Origin of the sequence: Cobetia sp. cqz5-12, assembly GCF_016495405.1 — a bacterium.
Classification (GTDB): Bacteria; Pseudomonadota; Gammaproteobacteria; order Pseudomonadales; family Halomonadaceae; genus Cobetia.
This window is the reverse complement of record NZ_CP044522.1, coordinates 237769-255132: the sequence shown is the minus strand read 5'-3', so window position 1 is coordinate 255132 and position 17364 is coordinate 237769. Positions and strand designations below refer to the sequence as shown.

Sequence of the window (17364 nt, the reverse complement as noted above, 5' to 3'; positions counted from 1 at the left end):
GTCATCGATGGCGCGCACCGAACGTCAGTAGAAGAGAGTCCGCATGTTTGATCAGATCCTGTTTATCGTCTGGCGTGAAAGCGTCGAAGCCATTCTCGTCATCGGCATCATGCACGCCTGGCTGGTGCAGTCCGGCACCCGCGCGGGCCTGCGCTACCTGTGGGGCGGGGTCGTCGCCGGCCTGGTGCTGGCCGGCCTGATGGGGGCGGCGCTGATGGGTGCCAACACCTGGCTGACCGGTACCGCGCAGGAGGTCTTCCAGGCCGTACTGGTGCTGACCGCCTGCCTGTTGATCACCCAGATGGTGCTGTGGATGCGCACCAAGGGCCGCACGCTCAAGGCAGAGCTGGAGAGCGGCCTGGCCAGCGCCGTCTCCTCCGGCAGCTACTGGGGTGTGGCGACACTGGTCGCCATCGCCGTGGCGCGTGAAGGCGCGGAAACCGTCGTCTTCCTCTACGGCATGGGCGCCGCCAGCCTGCAATCCGGCGGCATCGCCAGCTTCTCGCTCGCTGCGGGCCTCGGCTTCGCCCTCGCGGTGGCGACCTTCATGGCGCTGCAGCTCGGTTCACGCCTGTTCTCGTGGAAGCTGTTCTTCCGCGTGACCGAAATCCTTTTGTTGTTGCTGGCGGCGTCACTGTTGATGTCGGGTCTCGAACAGCTGATCGGCCTCGGCTATCTGCCGGCAGGCCTCGACCCGCTCTGGGATTCCAGCTGGCTGCTCGATGATGGCAGCGGCCTCGGCGGACTGCTGGCGACCTTCGCCGGCTATCGCGCCTGGCCTGCCACGACAATGGTGGTCGGCTATCTCGGCTACTGGGTCATCGTCGCAAGCCTCATGAAGCGTCAGCGCAAGATAGAGCGCGTGGACCAGCGCCGCCAGCTCACTGCCCGCGCGCGCAGCTGAGTCCTGTTCACGCGATCTGCCAGCCAGGAGAGACGACAGCCATGGCCAATTGCGGTTCCAGCCCCCACGGCGACATCGCCAACCTCATCGCCAGTGATGGCGGCACCTCGCCTGGCCGTCAGGCCACGCGCATCGCGCGCTTCGGTCAGGCAATGCAGCAGCGGCGTGGCCTGATCCAGCTGGTGCAATGGCTGGTGGTCGGTATCTATGCCTTTCTGCTGGTGGTACCGGCCCTGTTGCCGCTGCCGGATTACCAGGCGCATATCCTCACCAACCTGACGGTGTTCGCCGAGTTCGTGTTCTGGGGGCTGTGGTGGCCCTTCGTGCTGATCAGCATGGTGCTGATGGGCCGCGTGTGGTGTGGTGTCTTCTGTCCCGAAGGCACCCTGACCGAAGCCGCCAGCCGCATCGGCCTCGGTCGACCGATTCCCGGCTGGATGCGCTGGGGCGGCTGGCCCTTCGTGGCCTTCCTCGGCACCACGCTCTATGGCCAGCTGGCCAGCGTCTATCAGTACCCGCTGGGCGCACTGGTGGTACTGGGCGGCTCGACGGTGGCCGCGATCGTGGTCGGACTGATCTACGGCAAGGGCACCCGCGTCTGGTGCCGTCAGCTGTGTCCGGTGAATGGCGTATTCAATCTGCTGGCGCGCCTGTCACCGACCCACTTCCGTACCGACCAGGCGCGCTGGAACGCCCACAATCAGGCTGTCCGTCAGGGCAACGCCGTACGCATGCACGCCCCTGACTGCGCACCGCTGATTCCGCTCAAGCAGCTCGACAGTGCCGGTGACTGCCATGTCTGCGGACGCTGCAGCGGCTACAAGGACGCGATGCAGCTGGAGTGGCGTGCGCCGGGCGTGGAGCTGGTCGAGCCGCCGCAGCCGGTGCGCTTTACCCACTACTCGGTGCTGGTGTTCGGCCTGCTCGGCATCGCCATCGGCGCCTTCAGCTGGAGCGCCAGCCCGTGGTTCGTCGCCCTCAAGCAGCAGCTGGCGGTCTGGCTGATCGAGCACGATCTGATGTGGCCGCTGACCACCACCCTGCCGACCTGGATCCTGACCAACTATCCCGAGCACAACGATGTCTTCAATCTGCTCGATGGCAGCCTGATCACGCTGTGGATCGTGGTCGGTGGCGGTCTGCTGGGCGCGCTCACCAGTCTGCCGCTGCTGCTGGGCAACTGGCTGATGGGTGGCAAGGCGACGCTGTCACGCCTGTGGCACCTCTCGCTGAGCCTGATTCCGCTGGGCGGGCTGGGCGTGTTCCTCGGCCTCTCCGCCACCACCATGACGCTGCTGCGTGGTGACGGCATCAACCTCACCTGGGCCAATGATCTGCGCGCCACCCTGCTGGCGCTGGCCTGCCTATGGGGCCTGCGGCTGGCCTGGCGCATTACTGGCGAGCAGCACAGTGGCGAGCAGCACAGTAGCGAGCAGCGCAACGCCGCACGGCTGATCGGCACCGCGAGTGTCGCGCTGGCCTGCCTGCCCGCGCTGGGCATCTGGTACCTGATGTTCTGGGGCTGGTGAGACGCTGTCACCCGCATGCAGAAACGACAAGACCCGCCATCAAGGCGGGTCTTGTCGTTGGTCGGTGCGGCTGTGACGCCACGGGACGCCACGCTAGTGAGCCCCGCCTTCGTTACTGCCCTCGCTCTCCGGCCGACGGAAGGCGATCACCACGACACTGCCCACCACATAGACCGCGCCCAGCCACAGGAAGATATTGTCGAAGGCCAGCACCTCGGCCTGGATACTGATGCGCTGGGCGATCATCTGCACGCCGGCCTGCCACGGATCAGCCAGCCCCGCGAAGGTCGACTGATAGCTAGCCAGCTGGTCGATCACCACCTGACGGCTCTGGTCGATGGCCCCGATCATCTGATTCCAGTGATAGTCCTCACGCATCTCGCGGATGGTATCGATCAGCGCCAGCCCCACCGCGCCGCCCAGGTTGCGCATCACGTTGAACAGGCCACTGCCATTGCCTATCTCGTGGGACGCCAGACGCCCCATCGCCAGACGGGAGACCGACAGCAGCACCATGATCTGGCCCGCGCCGCGGATCACCTGCGGCCAGAAGAAGTCATCGAAGCCCGAGGCCGAGGTCAGGTGCACGTTCATGCCGGTGCCGAGACCGGTCAGCACCAGGCCGATGCACAGCATCAGGCGCAGGTCGATGCGGTCGGAAAGCTTGCCCGCCACCGGCGCCATCAGGAACATCACCACGCCGCTGACGAACATCACCTGCCCGATCTGCACGCTGGAGAAGCCGGAAATCGAGCCGAGAAACAGCGGCACCAGATAGACCAGCCCGTAGAGCACCACGCCGATCCAGAAGCCGATGATCGCCCCCAGCGCGAAGTTGCGGTTCTTGAACACCCGCAGGTCGACGATGGGATTCGGGGTTGTCAGCACGCGCCAGAAGAAGCCGACCGCCGCGATGGCACATACCACACTCCAGAACAGGATAAGCGAACTGGCGAACCAGTCATCGCCGGGCCCCTCCTCGAGCACGAATTCGAGGCTGCCGAGAAAGACCGCCATCAGCACCAGTCCCGGCGTATCCAGACGGCTGAGCAGGCCGCGGTCGCCGCTGTCGATCTCCAGATTGCGCCACACCAGCGCCGCCACGATGATGCCCGGCACCAGATTGACCAGAAACAGCCAATGCCAGCTCATGTATTCGGTGATGTAGCCGCCGACGGAGGGCCCGATGGAGGGCGCCATGGTTGCCACCAGGCCGATGACTGCCTGGATGCTGCCCATCATGCGGCGCGGGAAGATCGAGAAACTGGCCGCCTGGGTCAGCGGAATCATCGCCCCGCCCATGAAGCCCTGGACCGCACGCAGCACGATCAGGGCTTCCAGCGAGGTCGAGAGCGCACAGCCCAGACTCGCCAGCGTGAAGCCAAGCGCCGAGACGGTCAGCACCAGCCGCGTCGAGAAGATGCGCGCCAGCATGCCGGACAGCGGAATCATCACGATCTCGGCGATCAGATAGCTGGTCTGCACCCAGGAGATCTGGTCCTGGCTGGCGGCCAGGCCCGCCTGCAGCTCATTGAGCGAGCTGGACACGATCTGGATATCCAGAATCGCCATGAACATGCCGAACACCGCGGCCACGAAGCCGATCTGCTGGCGGCGCGTCGGCATGTCACTGGCGGTGCCCGCTGGTGCCTGCGTTGCTTCGGCCATGCTTACTGCGCTCCGCGATCAGCGCCAGCGACCTGTGCGGCAACGGGCGCGATGACGTGGTTGGCGATGACGTGGTCGGCGATGACACCGTCAGAGATGGCCTCCCTGGAGAGGGCATCGACGGCATAGGTGCCGGTGTCCGGCAGTTCACGCGTATCAACGCTGGGGATGACCGACAGGCCAGCGCGCAGACGCGGCAACGCATCCTCAGGGCCGGTCAGGCGAATGCGCACCGGCACACGCTGGACGATCTTGTTGAAGTTGCCGGTGGCGTTGTCGGTCGGCAGCAGGCTGAACTCGGTACCAGTCGCCGGCGCCAGGCTGTCCACCACACCCTCAAACTCGATGTCCGGGTAGGCATCCACCTCGAGACTGACCGGCTGGCCGACGCGCATGCGCTCGGTCTGGGTTTCCTTGTAGTTGGCCACCACATAGGCACTTTTCACCGGCACCAGCTGCATCAGGGTCAGCGACGCGCTGGCCATGGTGCCCACCTCGACACTGCGATTGCCGACCACGCCGTCCTGAGGCGCGTAGATCGAGGTCTTCTCCAACTGGTGGCGCGCGTAGGCAAGATCCGCCGCCGCTGACACCACCTGGGCACGCGCCGACTCCAGCTGCGCCTTGTAGACCTCCAGCTGCTGACGCGCGGACGCCAGTGCCGCGTTCTGCTGCGCCACCTTGGCCTCGGCGGTGCGCAGGGTGACCTGATCATCCTCATAGGACTGACGCGAGGCGTAGCTGCGGCTCTCCAGACTTCTGGAGCGCTTGAGATGCAGCGCCGCCTGATCGCGTTCAGCCTTGGCCGAGGCCAGCGCGGCCTTGGCCTCGTCGATCTTCGCGTCTTGCAGGTCCAGCTGACGCTCGGCCTGGACTTCCCCGGTACGCGCGTTGTCCAGCGCGGCACTGGCCTGGTCCAGATTGGCCCTGGCATCCTCGTCATCCAGCTGCACCAGCAACTGCCCCTTCTTCACCGGCTGGTTGTCATGCACCAGCATGCGCGTCACCCGCGCGGTGATCTCGGAGCGCACCGCGACGCTGTCGGTACGCACATAGGCGTTGTCGGTTTCCTGCATGAAGCGCCCGACCTGCCACCATTCGGCCCCCATCACTCCGCCAGCGATCACGCCCGCCACCACGATGAGTGCCACGACACCCTTGCCTGCCTTGTTCATTCGGCGACTCTCTCTTGCTGCCTGTCGATGACAGGCGTGTAATCTGTCTGACGCTGCGGATGAGGCGGCCACGGCACTTGCGAGCGCTCGGGCCGCGGCTGTCATCTTGCATCGCCACAAAGTGTAATGAATACTACACTTCATTGAGGCAACCCCAACAGTTTCGGCAGACAGCGTCTCTCGTTCGCAATATCGCAACCTTGCCTGTTTCAGGCGGTTTTCCGAATCACAGACAGGACACTCACATGACTGATTCACCCTCATCAGAGACCGGCCCTGACTCGGGAAGCACCGCGACTCGCGCCTCACCGCGCGGGGAGGCACGCCGTAAACGCCAGCTGGAAGTCGCGCGCGAACATTTCCTCGAACATGGCTTTGCCGCGACCAGCATCAATGAGATCGCCCGTCAGGCCGGCGGATCGCTGGCAACGCTGTATCGTAATTTCGGCAACAAGGACGGCCTGTTTCTGGCCGTGATGCAGCAGGAAGCGCAGACGGTGTGGTCGGTGATGGACCACGAAGCCAACGAGGCACGCAGCGTCGAGGAAGCGCTGGAAGACTTCGGCATGGCGATGCTGGCGCTGGCCCTCGCACCCGAACTGATCCGCCTGTTCCGTGGCCTCGCCTTCGAGAGCGGCCGCAATCCAGAGCTCGGCAAGCTGTTCCTCGACAACGGCCCCAAGCTGACCCGACAGCGCCTGGCAGGCTATCTGTCGCGTCAGGTCGCCCAGGGCCACCTGCCGTCCACCGGCCTCGGCCAGGAACCACTGGCCGCAGCCAACCTGCTTACCGGCATGCTGCTCAACCCGCTGCATGTCGACGCCCTGCTCGGCTGCCCACCCGACACCGCAAGTTCCGAACAACTCCGCCCCCATGTCAGGCGCTGCGTGCGCGTCTTCATCGCGGGTTTCGGGGCTTGATCACCGCCCCATGACGCAAAGACGTGAATAGCCTGTGCGAGGGGTACTTGGCAGGAGATCAGCGATGCCCGCCAGGTGAGTGGTCTCAGGCGGGCCTTGGCTGACGCAGACGCGAGAGCAGTCCACCACTGCGTGCCTGGGCACGGACACCCGGGAAGTTGAGCTCCACCTGGCGCAGGCACAGGGTCAGCAGGATGGTCAGCAGCAGGTAGACGGCACCGATGAACAGCAGCGGCTCATAGGTGAGGAAGTTCTCGTCACGAATGATGTTGGCGACCTGCAGCAGGTCCATCATGGCGATCGTCGAGACCAGCGGCACGGACTTGAGCAGCAGGATGATCTCGCCGGTCAGGGTCGGCAGACACAGCTGGATGGCACGCGGCAGCCACAGACGCGTGAAGACCTGGAACGGCCCCATGCCGAAGGCACGGCCGGCTTCACGCTCGCCCGGCGGCACGCTGAGAAGCGCTCCTCGCAGGACTTCGCCGGTATAGGCGCCTACCGACAGGGTGAAGGTCAAAGTGGCGTAGAAGAAGGGGTCACGCAGAACGCCCCAGAACATGCTTTCGCGAATGCCGGGTATCCCTTCCAGCAGGCGGCCGATGCCGTAATAGAAGAAGAACAGTTGCACCAGCAAGGGGGTGCCACGCATCACGATGGACACGCCACTGGCCAGCCAGGCCAATGGCCTGGGCCCCTTGATGCGCGCCAGCGCCATGCCGACGGCCAGCGTGAAGCCGAGTACCGCCGACACGACCAGCAGATACAGGGTGTTGACCAGCCCCTCCCACAGCGATTCCTGATAATAGGGATCTGATAACCAGCTGAAATCCATGTCACGCCTCCTGGGCTGAAATATCGGGTTCGCCGCGGCGCACGTAGCGCTCCAGCCGGCTGAAGGCGGCGCTTGAGGTCAAGGTCATCAGCAGATAGAGCAGACCGGCCACGCTGTAGAACAGGAAGTAGGCACGGGTACTGGCAGCCGCCTGTTGCACGGTGAAGAACAGCTCGCTGAAGCCGATGACGCTGATCAGGGCGGTGTCCTTGATCAGGATCAGCCACAGATTCGACATGCCTGGCAGCGCGTTGGGCAGCATGCCTGGCAGCGTGATGTAGCGGAAACGTGCCATGGGCGAGAAGCCATAGGCATCGGCCGCTTCCAGCTGGCCCTTGGGAATGGCCAGGATGGCGCCGCGGAAGACCTCGGTCATGTAGGCACCCTGCACGAAGGCCAGCACACCGACGGCAGTGACGAAGCCGCTGATCTCGATCTGGCCTTCGACACCCAGCGCGTTCATGAGCGCCGTGAGCGCCTGGGAGCCGCCGTAGTACAGCAGGATGATCAACAACAGCTCCGGTACGGCGCGAACAGCGGTGGAATAGCTGGTGGCCAGCGCGCGCAGCGGCGCCCAGGGGCTGAGCCTGGCCGCCGCCCCCACCAGCCCGATGGCATAGGCGGCAAAGGCGATCTGCAGAGTGGTGACGGCACCGGACAGGATCGGGCTCGCCCAGTCGGCGAGCCCTTCTTCAGGAAAAAAGGTCATGGTCATGGGCCTTGTCGGGTCAGGTAACGGGGCCTGAGCCCACGATCATGCATCCGACCGCGTGAGCGTGGGCAACCTTTTCAGGCAGGCAAGGCAGGTCTGCGAGACGTGCCGCGATCAGCCCAGGCAGACATCGGTATCGAAGTACTTGTTCGAGAGCGCCGTGCAGGTGCCGTCCGCGTAGACCTGCTTGATGGCCCCATCGAGCGCATCCTTCAGCGCGCCATCCTCCTTGCGTACCCCGATACCGGCACCGATCCCGTAGGCCTCATGTTGCGGTGTGGTGGCCTTGATCTCGAAGTTGCTGGCCTCGTCGCGCTTGATCAGCGCACTCATGGCGATCTCATCGGCCAGAATCGCGTCCACGCGCCCGGCCAGCAGATCACTGTTGACCTGCTCCTGCTGGTCATACAGACGCACATCGACGCCGGTGCTTCTCAGTGCCTTGCGGGCGAAGTTGGCGTGGGTGGTCGCGGCCTGGGTGCCGAGTATCTTGCCGTCGAGCCCTTCGGGAATCTCGATATCGAGATCCTTGGAAGCGACATAGGCGCCCGGCGAGTTGTAATAGGGGATGCTGAAATCGATGACCTTCTCGCGGGCCTTGGTGATGGTCATCGAATTCATGATCATGTCGATACGACCGGCCTTCAGCGAGGGAATGATGCCGCTCCAGCCTGTGGGGGTAATCTCGCACTCACGTTGCATGGCGTCACAGATCGCGTTGGCCAGCTCCACTTCGAAGCCGGTCCACTCGCCGCTGGCGGAGGTATAGGTAAAGGGCGGGTAAGGTTCGGCGGAAATACCGACCTTGAGCGTGTCGGCGGCGTGCACCTGGGCGGCGCCAAGCGTCAGGCCACCCAGTGCCAGTCCCCCCATCATCAGTGCACCGGCCAGCTTGCGCAGCGCAAATGTGGAAGTCGAGGCAGAACGCGTTCCACGCGCGGTCAGTGAAGGTGTCTTGGCAGCGAATCCAGCATCGTTCTTCAAGATCATCAGGCCATCTCCTGGCTATTGTTGTGGGTCCATCTGCGTCATGGCGAGGAGATCCATGACGGGGTGCGACAAGAGGGGAAGTGCTACGGGGAAGCTCAGGCCGCCGGGGCGATGAAGCGGCGGCAGCGCTCGTGCGTGGTTCGCTCGAAGACCTCCTCGGGACTTCCGGCCACGCCCACCCTGCCCTCATCGAGGAACACGATCTGATCGGAGACCTCTCTGGCGAAGGCCATCTCATGCGTCACCATCAGCATGGTGCGGCCTTCGTCGGCAAGGCTTCTGATGACGCTGAGCACTTCGCTGACGCGCTCCGGGTCCAGTGCCGAGGTCGGCTCATCGAAGAGCAGCACGCGCGGCTCCATCGCCAGGGCGCGAGCGATCGCGACCCGCTGCTGCTGACCACCGGAGAGAAATGCCGGATAGGTATCGGCGCGCTCCAGCATGCCGACGCGCTCCAGATAGTGCTCCGCGATGCGCGTCGCCTCGCGCCGCGACATGCCCTTCACGCGCATCGGTGCCTCGGTGACATTGCCGAGCACGGTCAGGTGAGGCCAGAGGTTGAACTGCTGAAAGACCATGGTGACCTTGGTACGCAGCCGCTGGATCTGACGACGATCCAGGCCCACGAGGCCGCCACGGCTGTCGCGCTGGAAGCGCACATGCTCATCGGCGATCGAGAGCTCTCCCCCGTCGGGGCGTTCGAGCAGATTCATGCAACGCAGCAAGGTGCTCTTGCCGGAGCCACTGGCGCCGATGATGGTGGTGACGGTGCCTTCCTTCACGCGCAAGGAGATGTCGTGCAGCACGGCCAGATCACCGTAATGCTTGACGATATGGTTGGCCTCCACGACGACACGTGAGGAAGCGGGAGCCATTGGCCGACCCGGGGCCATGTCATTCGTTGTCTGCGATGGGGAGATGCCTGTGCTGTCTACGGTCATCGAGCGGTTCATGGGAGATACCTTCGAGGAAGAGATAGTCATCAGCGACTCACGAGTGGGTGGCGATGGATGGGCGATCGTGCAGCCTGTATCGGCACGGGGCACCATCACGGTGCGCCCTGAGGCTCTCTGGTCAGGCCGGCGATGGCTGGAAGACGCCAGCCTCACCGCGTCAGGCTGCGAGTACAGCGATCACGCGAAAGCCTATTGATACAGTTGTATAGCAAGAGACGTTCCACTTTGCCTCATCCCGCGCCTGAGGTTGGGCAAATGGCGGACGCGCCATGGCGTGCGCGCCCCATGAGCGACGCAGCAACGCAACACGGGGCGGAGCCCTTGCAGCCCTCGCCCCGTGTTGTCATCGCGATAGTGTGGCGATATCAGTCCTGCAGGCTGGCCTTCACGGCAGCGACGGCATCCTCCCCCTCGCGCGTGGTCACGCCATCCAGAAACTCCGCCAGCCGATCCGGGTGGGCAGCCAGCCAGTCGTGCGCCACCTCATCGAGGTCACGCTCCTTCAGGCTGTATTCGAGGATGAAGTCGCTCTGCTCCTCGGAGCTGAAGACCAGCTGATCGAGAAAGCGTGTCAGGTTGGGATTGGCTTCGGCGTAGGCGGTGCGCACGACGGTCTTGACGTCACTGGCGCCATTGTCCGGGCCGAATACCGATTCCGGGTCTTCCAGGATATGGGTGTCGAATTCCGGCACCATCCAGTGCGGTGTCCAGCCGTAGAAGGCGATCCAGCGTTGCTCGCGCTGGGCGGCACGCACCTCGCTGAGCATGCCCGGCGTCGAGGATTCCATCGCATCCCAGTCACCCAGGCCATAGACATCATCGTCGATGGCGCCATTGAGCATGTCGCTGATGGTGGAGCCACTTTCGATGGAGTAGATGGTCTCATCGAATTCATCGGCATGGGCGGCCAGATCCGCCGCACTGTGGATACCCGCGTCATAGACATAGCCCGGCACCGCGAAGCCCATCCGGGCACCGGTGACGTTGTTGCCGAGATCCGTGATCGCCCCGGCCGCCATGGCCGCGTCGTAGCTGTCCTGCTGGGCTGGCAGCCAGCCGGCGAGGAAGGCATCGCTGTCGCCGGTGGTCAGGGTGTTGTAGCCGACGGTGGAGCTGACTTCCTGTCGCTCCACGTCATACCCCAGCGGGGCGAGAATCCGGGCGACGATCTCGCTCTTGACGGTGACGCCAGGCCAGGGCGGCACGATGAGTGTCAGGGTGTCGTCCTTGTCCTGGGCAGGGGCCGCCAGCGTTGCCGTGCTGAGCAGCAGTGCGCCGAGCGTGACGAGTCCACGGCGGGCACCGCGCATCGGAGAGGATGTCAGGCAGGTCAGGGGTCGCTTCATCTTGTCGTTCCTTGTCAGCACCGGTCGAGCCGGGCCTTGTTGTCGTGAGTGACAATGGTGAGTGCCAATGGGGAGTGCCAGGCGGGGTCTTACGTGTCTTGCGCGGGGGCTTCAGCCGGAAACGCAGACACCAGTTCCGGCAGGCCACCGAAAGGTTCGCGTGCCATCACGCGCGCAAGCATCGGGATGAAATGCTCAAGCGGCAGGGTGTCGTATTCGGGGTCGAAGCTGGTCTGGTCCCATTCGTCGCAGAAGCGCACGGTGCGTTCATAAGCGGGATGCCCGGCATGGGCCTCGCGGGCGTGGCGGTCCTGCCCGAAGAATTCGCGGTAGTGATAGCCCTGGAACAGCTCGTGATGACGAATCATCCAGGTATTGAGCGGGTCGATGAACGGTTCGAGGATACCGGCGGCGATCTCGGCATGATTGGCCGGCGCGAGGTCATCACCGATGTCATGCAGCAGCGCGCAGACCACCATCTCCTCATCGGCGCCGGCGCGCAGTGCGCGGGTGGCGGTCTGCAGGCAGTGTTCGTAGCGGTCCACCGGGTAGCCGTGATGATCGCCCTTGAGACGCCCCAGATGTTCGAGCACGCGCCGACAGGCGTCGGACTGGTAGTCCCGGAAGCGCGCATCGATCAGCGCCCACTCGGCATGCGTGCTTTCCTCGAAACTGCGGAAGCGAGCCTGTGTCATCGGAACATTATCTAGCTGACTCATGCGGTGGCCTCCTCCTTGATGTCCGGCTGACCGCTGAGCTGATCGGCCAGCAGCAGACGCCGGCTGGCGGTGGAATCGCGGTCCACGTAACCCTGACGCATATGCCGGACACCGCCTTCCAGCTGGAAGGCACTGCGACCATGGAACAAGCGGTAGTTGTCCATGATCAGCATCTGGCCCGGCGCCAGCTTGAGGTGCAGCGTGAAGTCGTCACCGGAAATCAGGCGGTAGAACGCCTGACGGGCCGCGTAGTAACGGCGCAGGGTCGCGCTCGGCAGCGCCGGCACCCGCTCGGTACGGTTGGAGAAACGTACTCGGGCCACCTGACCACGACTGTCCAGCTCGATCAGCGGGCCCTCGCTCTCCAGGCGCGTGGTCGCGTCGTGATAGCGGAAACCGGGCGTGACCTCGGTCAGGCAGGCGAAGGCCTCGGGGTCTTCGCGTCGCAGGTGCTCGGCGGCACTGAAGCCATCCACCAGCGTGCTGTCGCCGCCGATACCGGCATTGCACAGACAGTGCAGCCAGATATAGCCGGGAATCGGGTCGCGGTAGGGATTGTCGGTATGCGGTTCCAGCCCGCGCTGGGTCATGGTCAGGTCATAGGCATTGGCGACGGATTTCACGTCGGCGATACCGCCCCAGTTGGTGCGGCGCAACGGCCCGATGCGATGGATCAGGCTCTGCATGCCATCTTCCGTGTTCGGCACGCCACTGACCCGCACGAAGCCGAAGCGCTGCAACTGCGTGAGCATGTCCAGCAGAGCTGCGTCATCTTCCAGCGCCGCCCCGAAGTCCGTCTCGGGCAGCCGGGATAGATCCCCCTTCCAGAAGGTCATGTCCTCATAGGCCTGCGGCGCTCGACATTCCGCCAGCAGCGACGCCAGCGAGAAGCTCGTCGCATGACCGTCACTGAAGGCCAGCGACAGCGTATCGCCGTCCAGTTGCGCCTCGCTCAGGCTCAGCTCCAGCGGCAGGTCCGCCGCTTCGATCAGGCGCTGGCCGGTCAGGGAATCCAGCGTCGCGTCATCAGGACTCCGCTCGCGCAGCCAGAGCGCCTCGAGGGTCAGATCGCCCTCGGCATGACTCAGGTGCAGTTGTTGTCCATGATCTTGCAGACAGACGGAAGGCAGGGTGCTGGGCACTTGAGGGTCTCCACGGCGGGGGAGCGGCACGAGGGTAATGTCTGGCAGGTGCCCGCTCACAGAGGCTGGTCAGGTATATATCCCCTTTACCTTATGCCTCTATCGACCGTGTGGATTGATGATATTGGACGAATACTTGATGAAATTGGCCATATGTCAGACCAGCAGACGACAAGATGCGGCCGTGGCATTGATTGCCACGGCCGCGTCTTGTCGCATGACAGGCGATCAATCGCTCAGATGCAGCACCTGCCCGTTGAGCGCCCGCCCGGCACCACCGGCCAGAAAACGCGCGCACTCTGCCACGGCGTCCGGTCTGCTGCCCTCGGGGCACAGCAGATTGGCGCGCACCTTGTCAGGGGCACGTGATGCGAGACGCTGGATCAATTCCCCCAGTGCCGCCTGCGCCATGGCAGTGCCATGAGGCTCCTGCGAGGGAAGCGGCGAGGACAGCGGTGGCGCCACGGCCAGCAGACGGCCGCCGTGACGCAGCATGCGCGCACAGGCCGCCTTGAGCAGCGCGCCGGGCCCGGCGACCTGCGCGACCAGACAGGCTTCCAGCGACTGTCCGGCCACGGCCTGCGGCGGCATGCAGACCAGCACATCGAGACGCCCGAGACGCGCCACCAGTGTCTCGAAGCAGCCCTCGCCGACCACCTGGCCGAAACGGTCCGACTGCTCACCGCCCAGGGCATCCAGCACCCGTTCGAGATCCGCCTGGGCGATGCCCATCAGGGCGATGATGGCGCCATCTTCCAGGAAGGTGCGCGCCATGGCCTCCAGCCACTCCCCCTGCCCCGCGATCAATACCCTGCGTCGTGGCAGCATCTCGTTCTCCCTGATAGCTCGCTCCAGCGATCACGCACTCGCCGCACACGCTACTTCCCTGTCGTGGTAGACGGTATGGTAGACGGCACTCATGGCATCAGCCCCGGCAGCCACAGCACCAGCGCCGGGAACAGCATGCACAGCACCAGCCCCGCCAGCTGCAGGCCGACGAAGGGCAGAATCGAGCGATAGATGGTGCCGATGGACACCTGCCCGGCGGTGATGCCCTTGAGGTAGAACAGCGCATAGCCGAAGGGTGGCGTCAGGAAACTCGTCTGCAGGTTGATGGCGACCAGGATCGCGAACCACACCAGCAGCCCCTGGCCGGAAAGCCCGAGCCCGAAGTCCAGCGCCTCGACCACCGGCGCCACCAGCGGCAGCACCACGAAGCTGATCTCGATCCACTCGAGGAAGAAACCGAGCACGAAGATCAGCCCCATCAGCAGCAACAGCAGGCCGTAGGGGCCAAGGCCGGTGCCGGTGATGACATCCTCGATCAGGTAGTCACCGCCCAGGCGCTTGAAGACCACCGAGAAGCAGGTCGCGCCGATGACGACGAACAGGATCATCGCACTGGTGCGCGAGGTGTCCCTGAGCGTATTGCGCAGGGTGGAGAAGGACAGCCCGCCCATCACCAGCGCCAGCAGCAGACTGCCGCCCGCGCCGATGGCCGCGGCCTCGGTGGGCGTGGCGATACCGGTCATGATCGAGCCCAGCACCGCGACGATCAGCACCATCGGGCCGAGCAGGTCACGCAACAATGCCAGCGGCAGCGGTGTCTTGTCGGTGCCGAGCAGCGACTGGTCCGGCAGCGGTGCCCAGTCCGGACGCAGCTTGGCGGTGATCAACAGATAGGCCACGTAGAGCGCGCCGAGCATCAACCCCGGAATCAGCGCCGCCTTGAACAGCGCCCCCACCGAGATCTGCAGGATGGAGCCCATCAGCACCAGCATGATCGAGGGTGGAATCAGGATACCCAGGGTGCCGGAGGCCGCGATCACGCCACAGGCCATCTCGGCCTTGTAGCCCTGCCCCAGCATCACCGGCAGCGCCAGCAGACCCAGCATGACCACCGAGGCGCCGATGATGCCGGTACTGGCCGCCATCACCACGCCCAGCAGCGCCACCGAGACGGCCAGACCGCCATGCACGCGACCGAACAGGCGCTGAAGCGTCATCAACAGATTGCGCGCCACGCCGGAGCTTTCCAGCATCAGCCCCATGAACACGAACAGCGGGATCGCGATCAGCAGCCAGTTCTCGATCACGCCGCCGAAGATGCGCGAGCCGACGGTGCCGAGAAACGGCAGCGGAATATCACCGATGAAGGCGAACAGGATGCCCAACCCGCCGAGCAGGAAGGCTACCGGATAGCCGGAGAAGATACCGATCAGAAGTGCCACCACCATGGTGATGGGCAAGGCGTATTCAGCGAGCATCGTCATGGCTCCCGTCTGCAGGACTCTTGGGTGCCGTCGTGCCGGCCGTCTCGTGTGCTGCGGTGTCCTGCATCGCGCCTGACTGAGGTGCAAGGCCGGACAGACTGGCAATCTCGTGGTCCTTCAGGCGCTCAGGAGTGCGCGCCGGGTCGAACAGGCAGGCCAGGTTCTCGAAGATCTGCCCCAGCGCGCCGAGGGCGAGAAACACCAGCCCCGCCGGCAGCATCGCCTTGATCAGATAGCGGTCCACCAGCCCGCCGTAGTTGGACTTCTCGCCGGACATGTAGGACATGGTGACGAAGTGCTTGGACAGCCAGGCGATCAGCAGGCAGAAGGGAATCAGCATGATGAGGTGGCCGAGGATATCGACCACGGCGCGTCCGCGCGGCGAGAGACGCTGGTAGAACAGATCGACCCGCACATGCGTGTCGCTGTGCAGGGCGTAGGTGCCACCGAAGAGCGTGAGGATACCGAACAGGTGCCACTGCAACTCGGTGACGGAATTGATGGTGATCGCGGTGCCGAACAGCAGCACATCGGGCGACCCCCAGTTGGCGATTTCATTGATGCCCAGGGCGTTGAGCGTGACGGTGGTGAGCACGGCCAGGATGATCGCCAGACCCAACCAGCTGGTCCAGCGACCCACCCACAGCCCCAGGCCGACCAGCGGTCGGCCCAGGGCGCCACACACCGCCCCGCCCTGTGCCCGCCAGGGCGCAAGGCGGGGGTCGGTCATTGTGCGCTGCCCCCGTCATCCTTCATGGCCATCGGCTGCGGCATGGCCTGCAGTTTGTACCATTCATCGATCAGGGCCGCGTGCTTCATCAGCGAGTCGTAGGCCTTGGCGAAGTCCGGATTGGTCTGCTTTTCTTCTTCCAGCACTTCCCCCCATGCCTTCTGCAGCGCGGTCATCACCGGCTCCGGGAAGCGCTTGACCTCGACACCCTTCTCCTCGAGCTCATGGATTGCCCGCACCTGAGCCGGCGGCGCTTCGGCCATCGCCCACTGCAGGGTCGCGCGGCAGGCGGTCTGGAACTGCGCCTTGCGCTCATCGCTGTAGCTGTCCCATACCTGCTGGTTGATCAGCAGCGAGAACCAGCTGGCGCTCTGGTGCCAACCCGGGAAGTAGTAGTACTTGGCGACTTCATTGAAGCCCATCGCCTGATCGACCTGCGGCACCGAGAACTCGGTGGCATCGACACGGCCACGCTCCAGCGCGAGGTAGATCTCGCTGCCCGGCACCAGCTGGGTCGAGGCGCCCAGCTTGTTGAGCACCTTGGCGCCGAGGCCGGAGATGCGCATCGACAGGCCCTTGAAGTCCTCCGGCGAGTTGATTTCCTTGTTGTACCAGCCGCCCGTCTCCTGCGGAGAGATGAAGCACGGCAGCACCTTCACGCCGTAGGGGTCGTAGGCGGCCTGGACCAGCTCGGTGCCCTCACCGGCCCACATCCAGGACATGAAGGCTTCCGGGCTCGGGCCGAACGGCAGTGCGCCGTAGAGGTTGGTGATCGGCACCGTGCCGGCCCAGTAGCCCATCCAGTCCCAACCGGCCTGTACCGCACCGGAAGAGACGGAATTGAAGACTTCGAAGGCTGGCACGAGATCGCCTGGCTCGTGCACGCGCAGGCCGACTTCGCCACCGGTGGCGCTCTTGAGTTCCTCGGACAGGCGCACGGCACCGGCACCGAGGAAGTTCTTAGTCGAGAAGGTACTGGCGACGTCGAGCTGTTTCGGCCCTTCCGCCTGGGCTGGCGCGGCGGCCATCAAGGTAGTGGTGGCCACGGCCGCCGCAATGGCAGCTCCGAGGCGCAGGCGGCGGGTCGGCGTCGACAGGTGTGACGCTGAAGTATGTGGCGTGGCGTGTTGCGACATGGTGCGGCTCCCTGATTTGTTGTTGTGCTCGCTGGTCGTACGGCTTGTGGCTTTCTGGACATGAGCCACATTGCAAGATGACGCTTACGTCAACTTACCCATCGACAACGCAAGCGCCTGACCACGCCACAACAACGTCAATGATTTCAGAGAGCTACGAGAGCAAGGCCCGCGCGAAGCGACTCACCGCGCCCTGCGCGGCAGTGTCGGCTCGCGACAGCGTCCGGAAAGCCGGACGCTCAGATCGCCAAGGCTGCGACCAAGGTCTCGCGCTGACATGAATGCTGTCTACGACTCCTGTCGCATATGCCGATAGAGGAATGCAGGCC

The 17364-nt window shown here is 64.5% G+C and carries 17 protein-coding genes; 4 read left to right on the top strand and 13 right to left on the bottom strand.

Annotated features, from left to right (window positions below; translation table 11 throughout):
* Nucleotides 1-43 precede the first annotated feature (43 nt).
* Nucleotides 44-904, top strand: coding sequence for an FTR1 family iron permease (locus tag F8A90_RS01185; RefSeq protein ID WP_200018523.1), 861 nt, complete (start codon nucleotides 44-46; stop codon nucleotides 902-904).
* A gap of 41 nt (nucleotides 905-945) precedes the next feature.
* Entirely contained in the window at nucleotides 946-2433 is a 1488-nt protein-coding gene (locus F8A90_RS01180; protein ID WP_200018522.1) for a 4Fe-4S binding protein, read from the top strand.
* Nucleotides 2434-2526: 93 nt separating this feature from the next.
* On the opposite strand, the gene F8A90_RS01175 is transcribed toward F8A90_RS01180, so the two are convergent.
* Nucleotides 2527-4101, bottom strand: coding sequence for a DHA2 family efflux MFS transporter permease subunit (locus tag F8A90_RS01175; protein WP_200018521.1), 1575 nt, complete (start codon nucleotides 4099-4101; stop codon nucleotides 2527-2529).
* A 2-nt stretch (nucleotides 4102-4103) separates the two neighbouring features.
* Complete coding sequence (locus tag F8A90_RS01170; protein WP_233593391.1) at nucleotides 4104-5276, bottom strand: HlyD family secretion protein; 1173 nt, start codon at nucleotides 5274-5276, stop codon at nucleotides 4104-4106.
* Between the two features lie 245 nt (nucleotides 5277-5521).
* Between F8A90_RS01170 and F8A90_RS01165 the strand changes: the two genes are divergently transcribed.
* Nucleotides 5522-6196, top strand: a complete 675-nt coding sequence (locus F8A90_RS01165; RefSeq protein WP_200018514.1) for a TetR/AcrR family transcriptional regulator — start codon at nucleotides 5522-5524, stop codon at nucleotides 6194-6196.
* Nucleotides 6197-6281: 85 nt separating this feature from the next.
* Here F8A90_RS01165 and F8A90_RS01160 read toward each other — a convergent pair whose 3' ends face one another.
* From F8A90_RS01160 to F8A90_RS01145, 4 genes are all read right to left on the bottom strand, one after another.
* Nucleotides 6282-7031 carry an ABC transporter permease gene (locus F8A90_RS01160; RefSeq protein WP_200018512.1) on the bottom strand — a complete coding sequence of 250 codons (750 nt, stop codon included), beginning with the start codon at nucleotides 7029-7031 and terminating at the stop codon, nucleotides 6282-6284.
* 1 nt (nucleotide 7032) lies between these two features.
* Complete coding sequence (locus tag F8A90_RS01155) at nucleotides 7033-7740, bottom strand: ABC transporter permease (protein ID WP_200018509.1); 708 nt, start codon at nucleotides 7738-7740, stop codon at nucleotides 7033-7035.
* A gap of 117 nt (nucleotides 7741-7857) precedes the next feature.
* Nucleotides 7858-8733 carry a transporter substrate-binding domain-containing protein gene (locus F8A90_RS01150; protein ID WP_233593390.1) on the bottom strand — a complete coding sequence of 292 codons (876 nt, stop codon included), beginning with the start codon at nucleotides 8731-8733 and terminating at the stop codon, nucleotides 7858-7860.
* Nucleotides 8734-8828: 95 nt separating this feature from the next.
* Nucleotides 8829-9608, bottom strand: coding sequence for an amino acid ABC transporter ATP-binding protein (locus F8A90_RS01145; RefSeq protein ID WP_166019634.1), 780 nt, complete (start codon nucleotides 9606-9608; stop codon nucleotides 8829-8831).
* 16 nt (nucleotides 9609-9624) lie between these two features.
* Between F8A90_RS01145 and F8A90_RS01140 the strand changes: the two genes are divergently transcribed.
* On the top strand, nucleotides 9625-9885 hold the full coding sequence (locus F8A90_RS01140) for a hypothetical protein (protein ID WP_200018507.1): 261 nt from the start codon (nucleotides 9625-9627) through the stop codon (nucleotides 9883-9885).
* A gap of 169 nt (nucleotides 9886-10054) precedes the next feature.
* Here F8A90_RS01140 and F8A90_RS01135 read toward each other — a convergent pair whose 3' ends face one another.
* The 7 genes from F8A90_RS01135 to F8A90_RS01105 all read right to left on the bottom strand — a co-directional run bounded on the left by F8A90_RS01135 (nucleotide 10055) and on the right by F8A90_RS01105 (nucleotide 17035).
* Nucleotides 10055-11035 (bottom strand): ABC transporter substrate-binding protein, encoded by a 981-nt coding sequence (locus F8A90_RS01135; protein ID WP_442778881.1) that lies wholly within the window; start codon nucleotides 11033-11035, stop codon nucleotides 10055-10057.
* An 89-nt stretch (nucleotides 11036-11124) separates the two neighbouring features.
* Nucleotides 11125-11730: an HD domain-containing protein gene (locus F8A90_RS01130; protein WP_200019821.1), complete on the bottom strand. Its 606-nt coding sequence runs from the start codon at nucleotides 11728-11730 to the stop codon at nucleotides 11125-11127.
* A gap of 20 nt (nucleotides 11731-11750) precedes the next feature.
* On the bottom strand, nucleotides 11751-12896 hold the full coding sequence (tmpA, locus tag F8A90_RS01125; protein WP_442778880.1) for a 2-trimethylaminoethylphosphonate dioxygenase: 1146 nt from the start codon (nucleotides 12894-12896) through the stop codon (nucleotides 11751-11753).
* Nucleotides 12897-13124: 228 nt separating this feature from the next.
* On the bottom strand, nucleotides 13125-13724 hold the full coding sequence (locus F8A90_RS01120; protein WP_200018505.1) for a hypothetical protein: 600 nt from the start codon (nucleotides 13722-13724) through the stop codon (nucleotides 13125-13127).
* An 89-nt stretch (nucleotides 13725-13813) separates the two neighbouring features.
* Nucleotides 13814-15163: a TRAP transporter large permease gene (locus F8A90_RS01115; protein WP_166019632.1), complete on the bottom strand. Its 1350-nt coding sequence runs from the start codon at nucleotides 15161-15163 to the stop codon at nucleotides 13814-13816.
* The gene (locus F8A90_RS01110; RefSeq protein WP_166019631.1) at nucleotides 15153-15899 is read right to left on the bottom strand and encodes a TRAP transporter small permease subunit; all 747 of its coding nucleotides are present in this window, start codon (nucleotides 15897-15899) and stop codon (nucleotides 15153-15155) included. The genes F8A90_RS01115 and F8A90_RS01110 overlap by 11 nt, the downstream gene beginning before the upstream one ends.
* Nucleotides 15896-17035, bottom strand: a complete 1140-nt coding sequence (locus F8A90_RS01105; RefSeq protein WP_233593389.1) for a TRAP transporter substrate-binding protein — start codon at nucleotides 17033-17035, stop codon at nucleotides 15896-15898. The genes F8A90_RS01110 and F8A90_RS01105 overlap by 4 nt, the downstream gene beginning before the upstream one ends.
* Nucleotides 17036-17364 lie beyond the last annotated feature (329 nt).

Excerpts from the sequence above, each read along its gene's own strand:
- F8A90_RS01140 (WP_200018507.1), top strand. The coding sequence starts at position 9,625 with ATGTCATTCGTTGTCTGCGATGGGGAGATGCCTGTGCTGTCTACGGTC.
- F8A90_RS01145 (WP_166019634.1), bottom strand. The coding sequence starts at position 9,608 with ATGGCTCCCGCTTCCTCACGTGTCGTCGTGGAGGCCAACCATATCGTC.
- F8A90_RS01110 (WP_166019631.1), bottom strand. The coding sequence starts at position 15,899 with ATGACCGACCCCCGCCTTGCGCCCTGGCGGGCACAGGGCGGGGCGGTG.
- F8A90_RS01165 (WP_200018514.1), top strand. The coding sequence starts at position 5,522 with ATGACTGATTCACCCTCATCAGAGACCGGCCCTGACTCGGGAAGCACC.
- F8A90_RS01180 (WP_200018522.1), top strand. The coding sequence starts at position 946 with ATGGCCAATTGCGGTTCCAGCCCCCACGGCGACATCGCCAACCTCATC.
- F8A90_RS01155 (WP_200018509.1), bottom strand. The coding sequence starts at position 7,740 with ATGACCTTTTTTCCTGAAGAAGGGCTCGCCGACTGGGCGAGCCCGATC.
- F8A90_RS01135 (WP_442778881.1), bottom strand. The coding sequence starts at position 11,035 with ATGAAGCGACCCCTGACCTGCCTGACATCCTCTCCGATGCGCGGTGCC.
- F8A90_RS01160 (WP_200018512.1), bottom strand. The coding sequence starts at position 7,031 with ATGGATTTCAGCTGGTTATCAGATCCCTATTATCAGGAATCGCTGTGG.
- F8A90_RS01105 (WP_233593389.1), bottom strand. The coding sequence starts at position 17,035 with ATGTCGCAACACGCCACGCCACATACTTCAGCGTCACACCTGTCGACG.
- F8A90_RS01185 (WP_200018523.1), top strand. The coding sequence starts at position 44 with ATGTTTGATCAGATCCTGTTTATCGTCTGGCGTGAAAGCGTCGAAGCC.
- F8A90_RS01150 (WP_233593390.1), bottom strand. The coding sequence starts at position 8,733 with ATGATCTTGAAGAACGATGCTGGATTCGCTGCCAAGACACCTTCACTG.
- F8A90_RS01120 (WP_200018505.1), bottom strand. The coding sequence starts at position 13,724 with ATGCTGCCACGACGCAGGGTATTGATCGCGGGGCAGGGGGAGTGGCTG.
- F8A90_RS01170 (WP_233593391.1), bottom strand. The coding sequence starts at position 5,276 with ATGAACAAGGCAGGCAAGGGTGTCGTGGCACTCATCGTGGTGGCGGGC.
- F8A90_RS01175 (WP_200018521.1), bottom strand. The coding sequence starts at position 4,101 with ATGGCCGAAGCAACGCAGGCACCAGCGGGCACCGCCAGTGACATGCCG.
- F8A90_RS01115 (WP_166019632.1), bottom strand. The coding sequence starts at position 15,163 with ATGCTCGCTGAATACGCCTTGCCCATCACCATGGTGGTGGCACTTCTG.
- F8A90_RS01130 (WP_200019821.1), bottom strand. The coding sequence starts at position 11,730 with ATGACACAGGCTCGCTTCCGCAGTTTCGAGGAAAGCACGCATGCCGAG.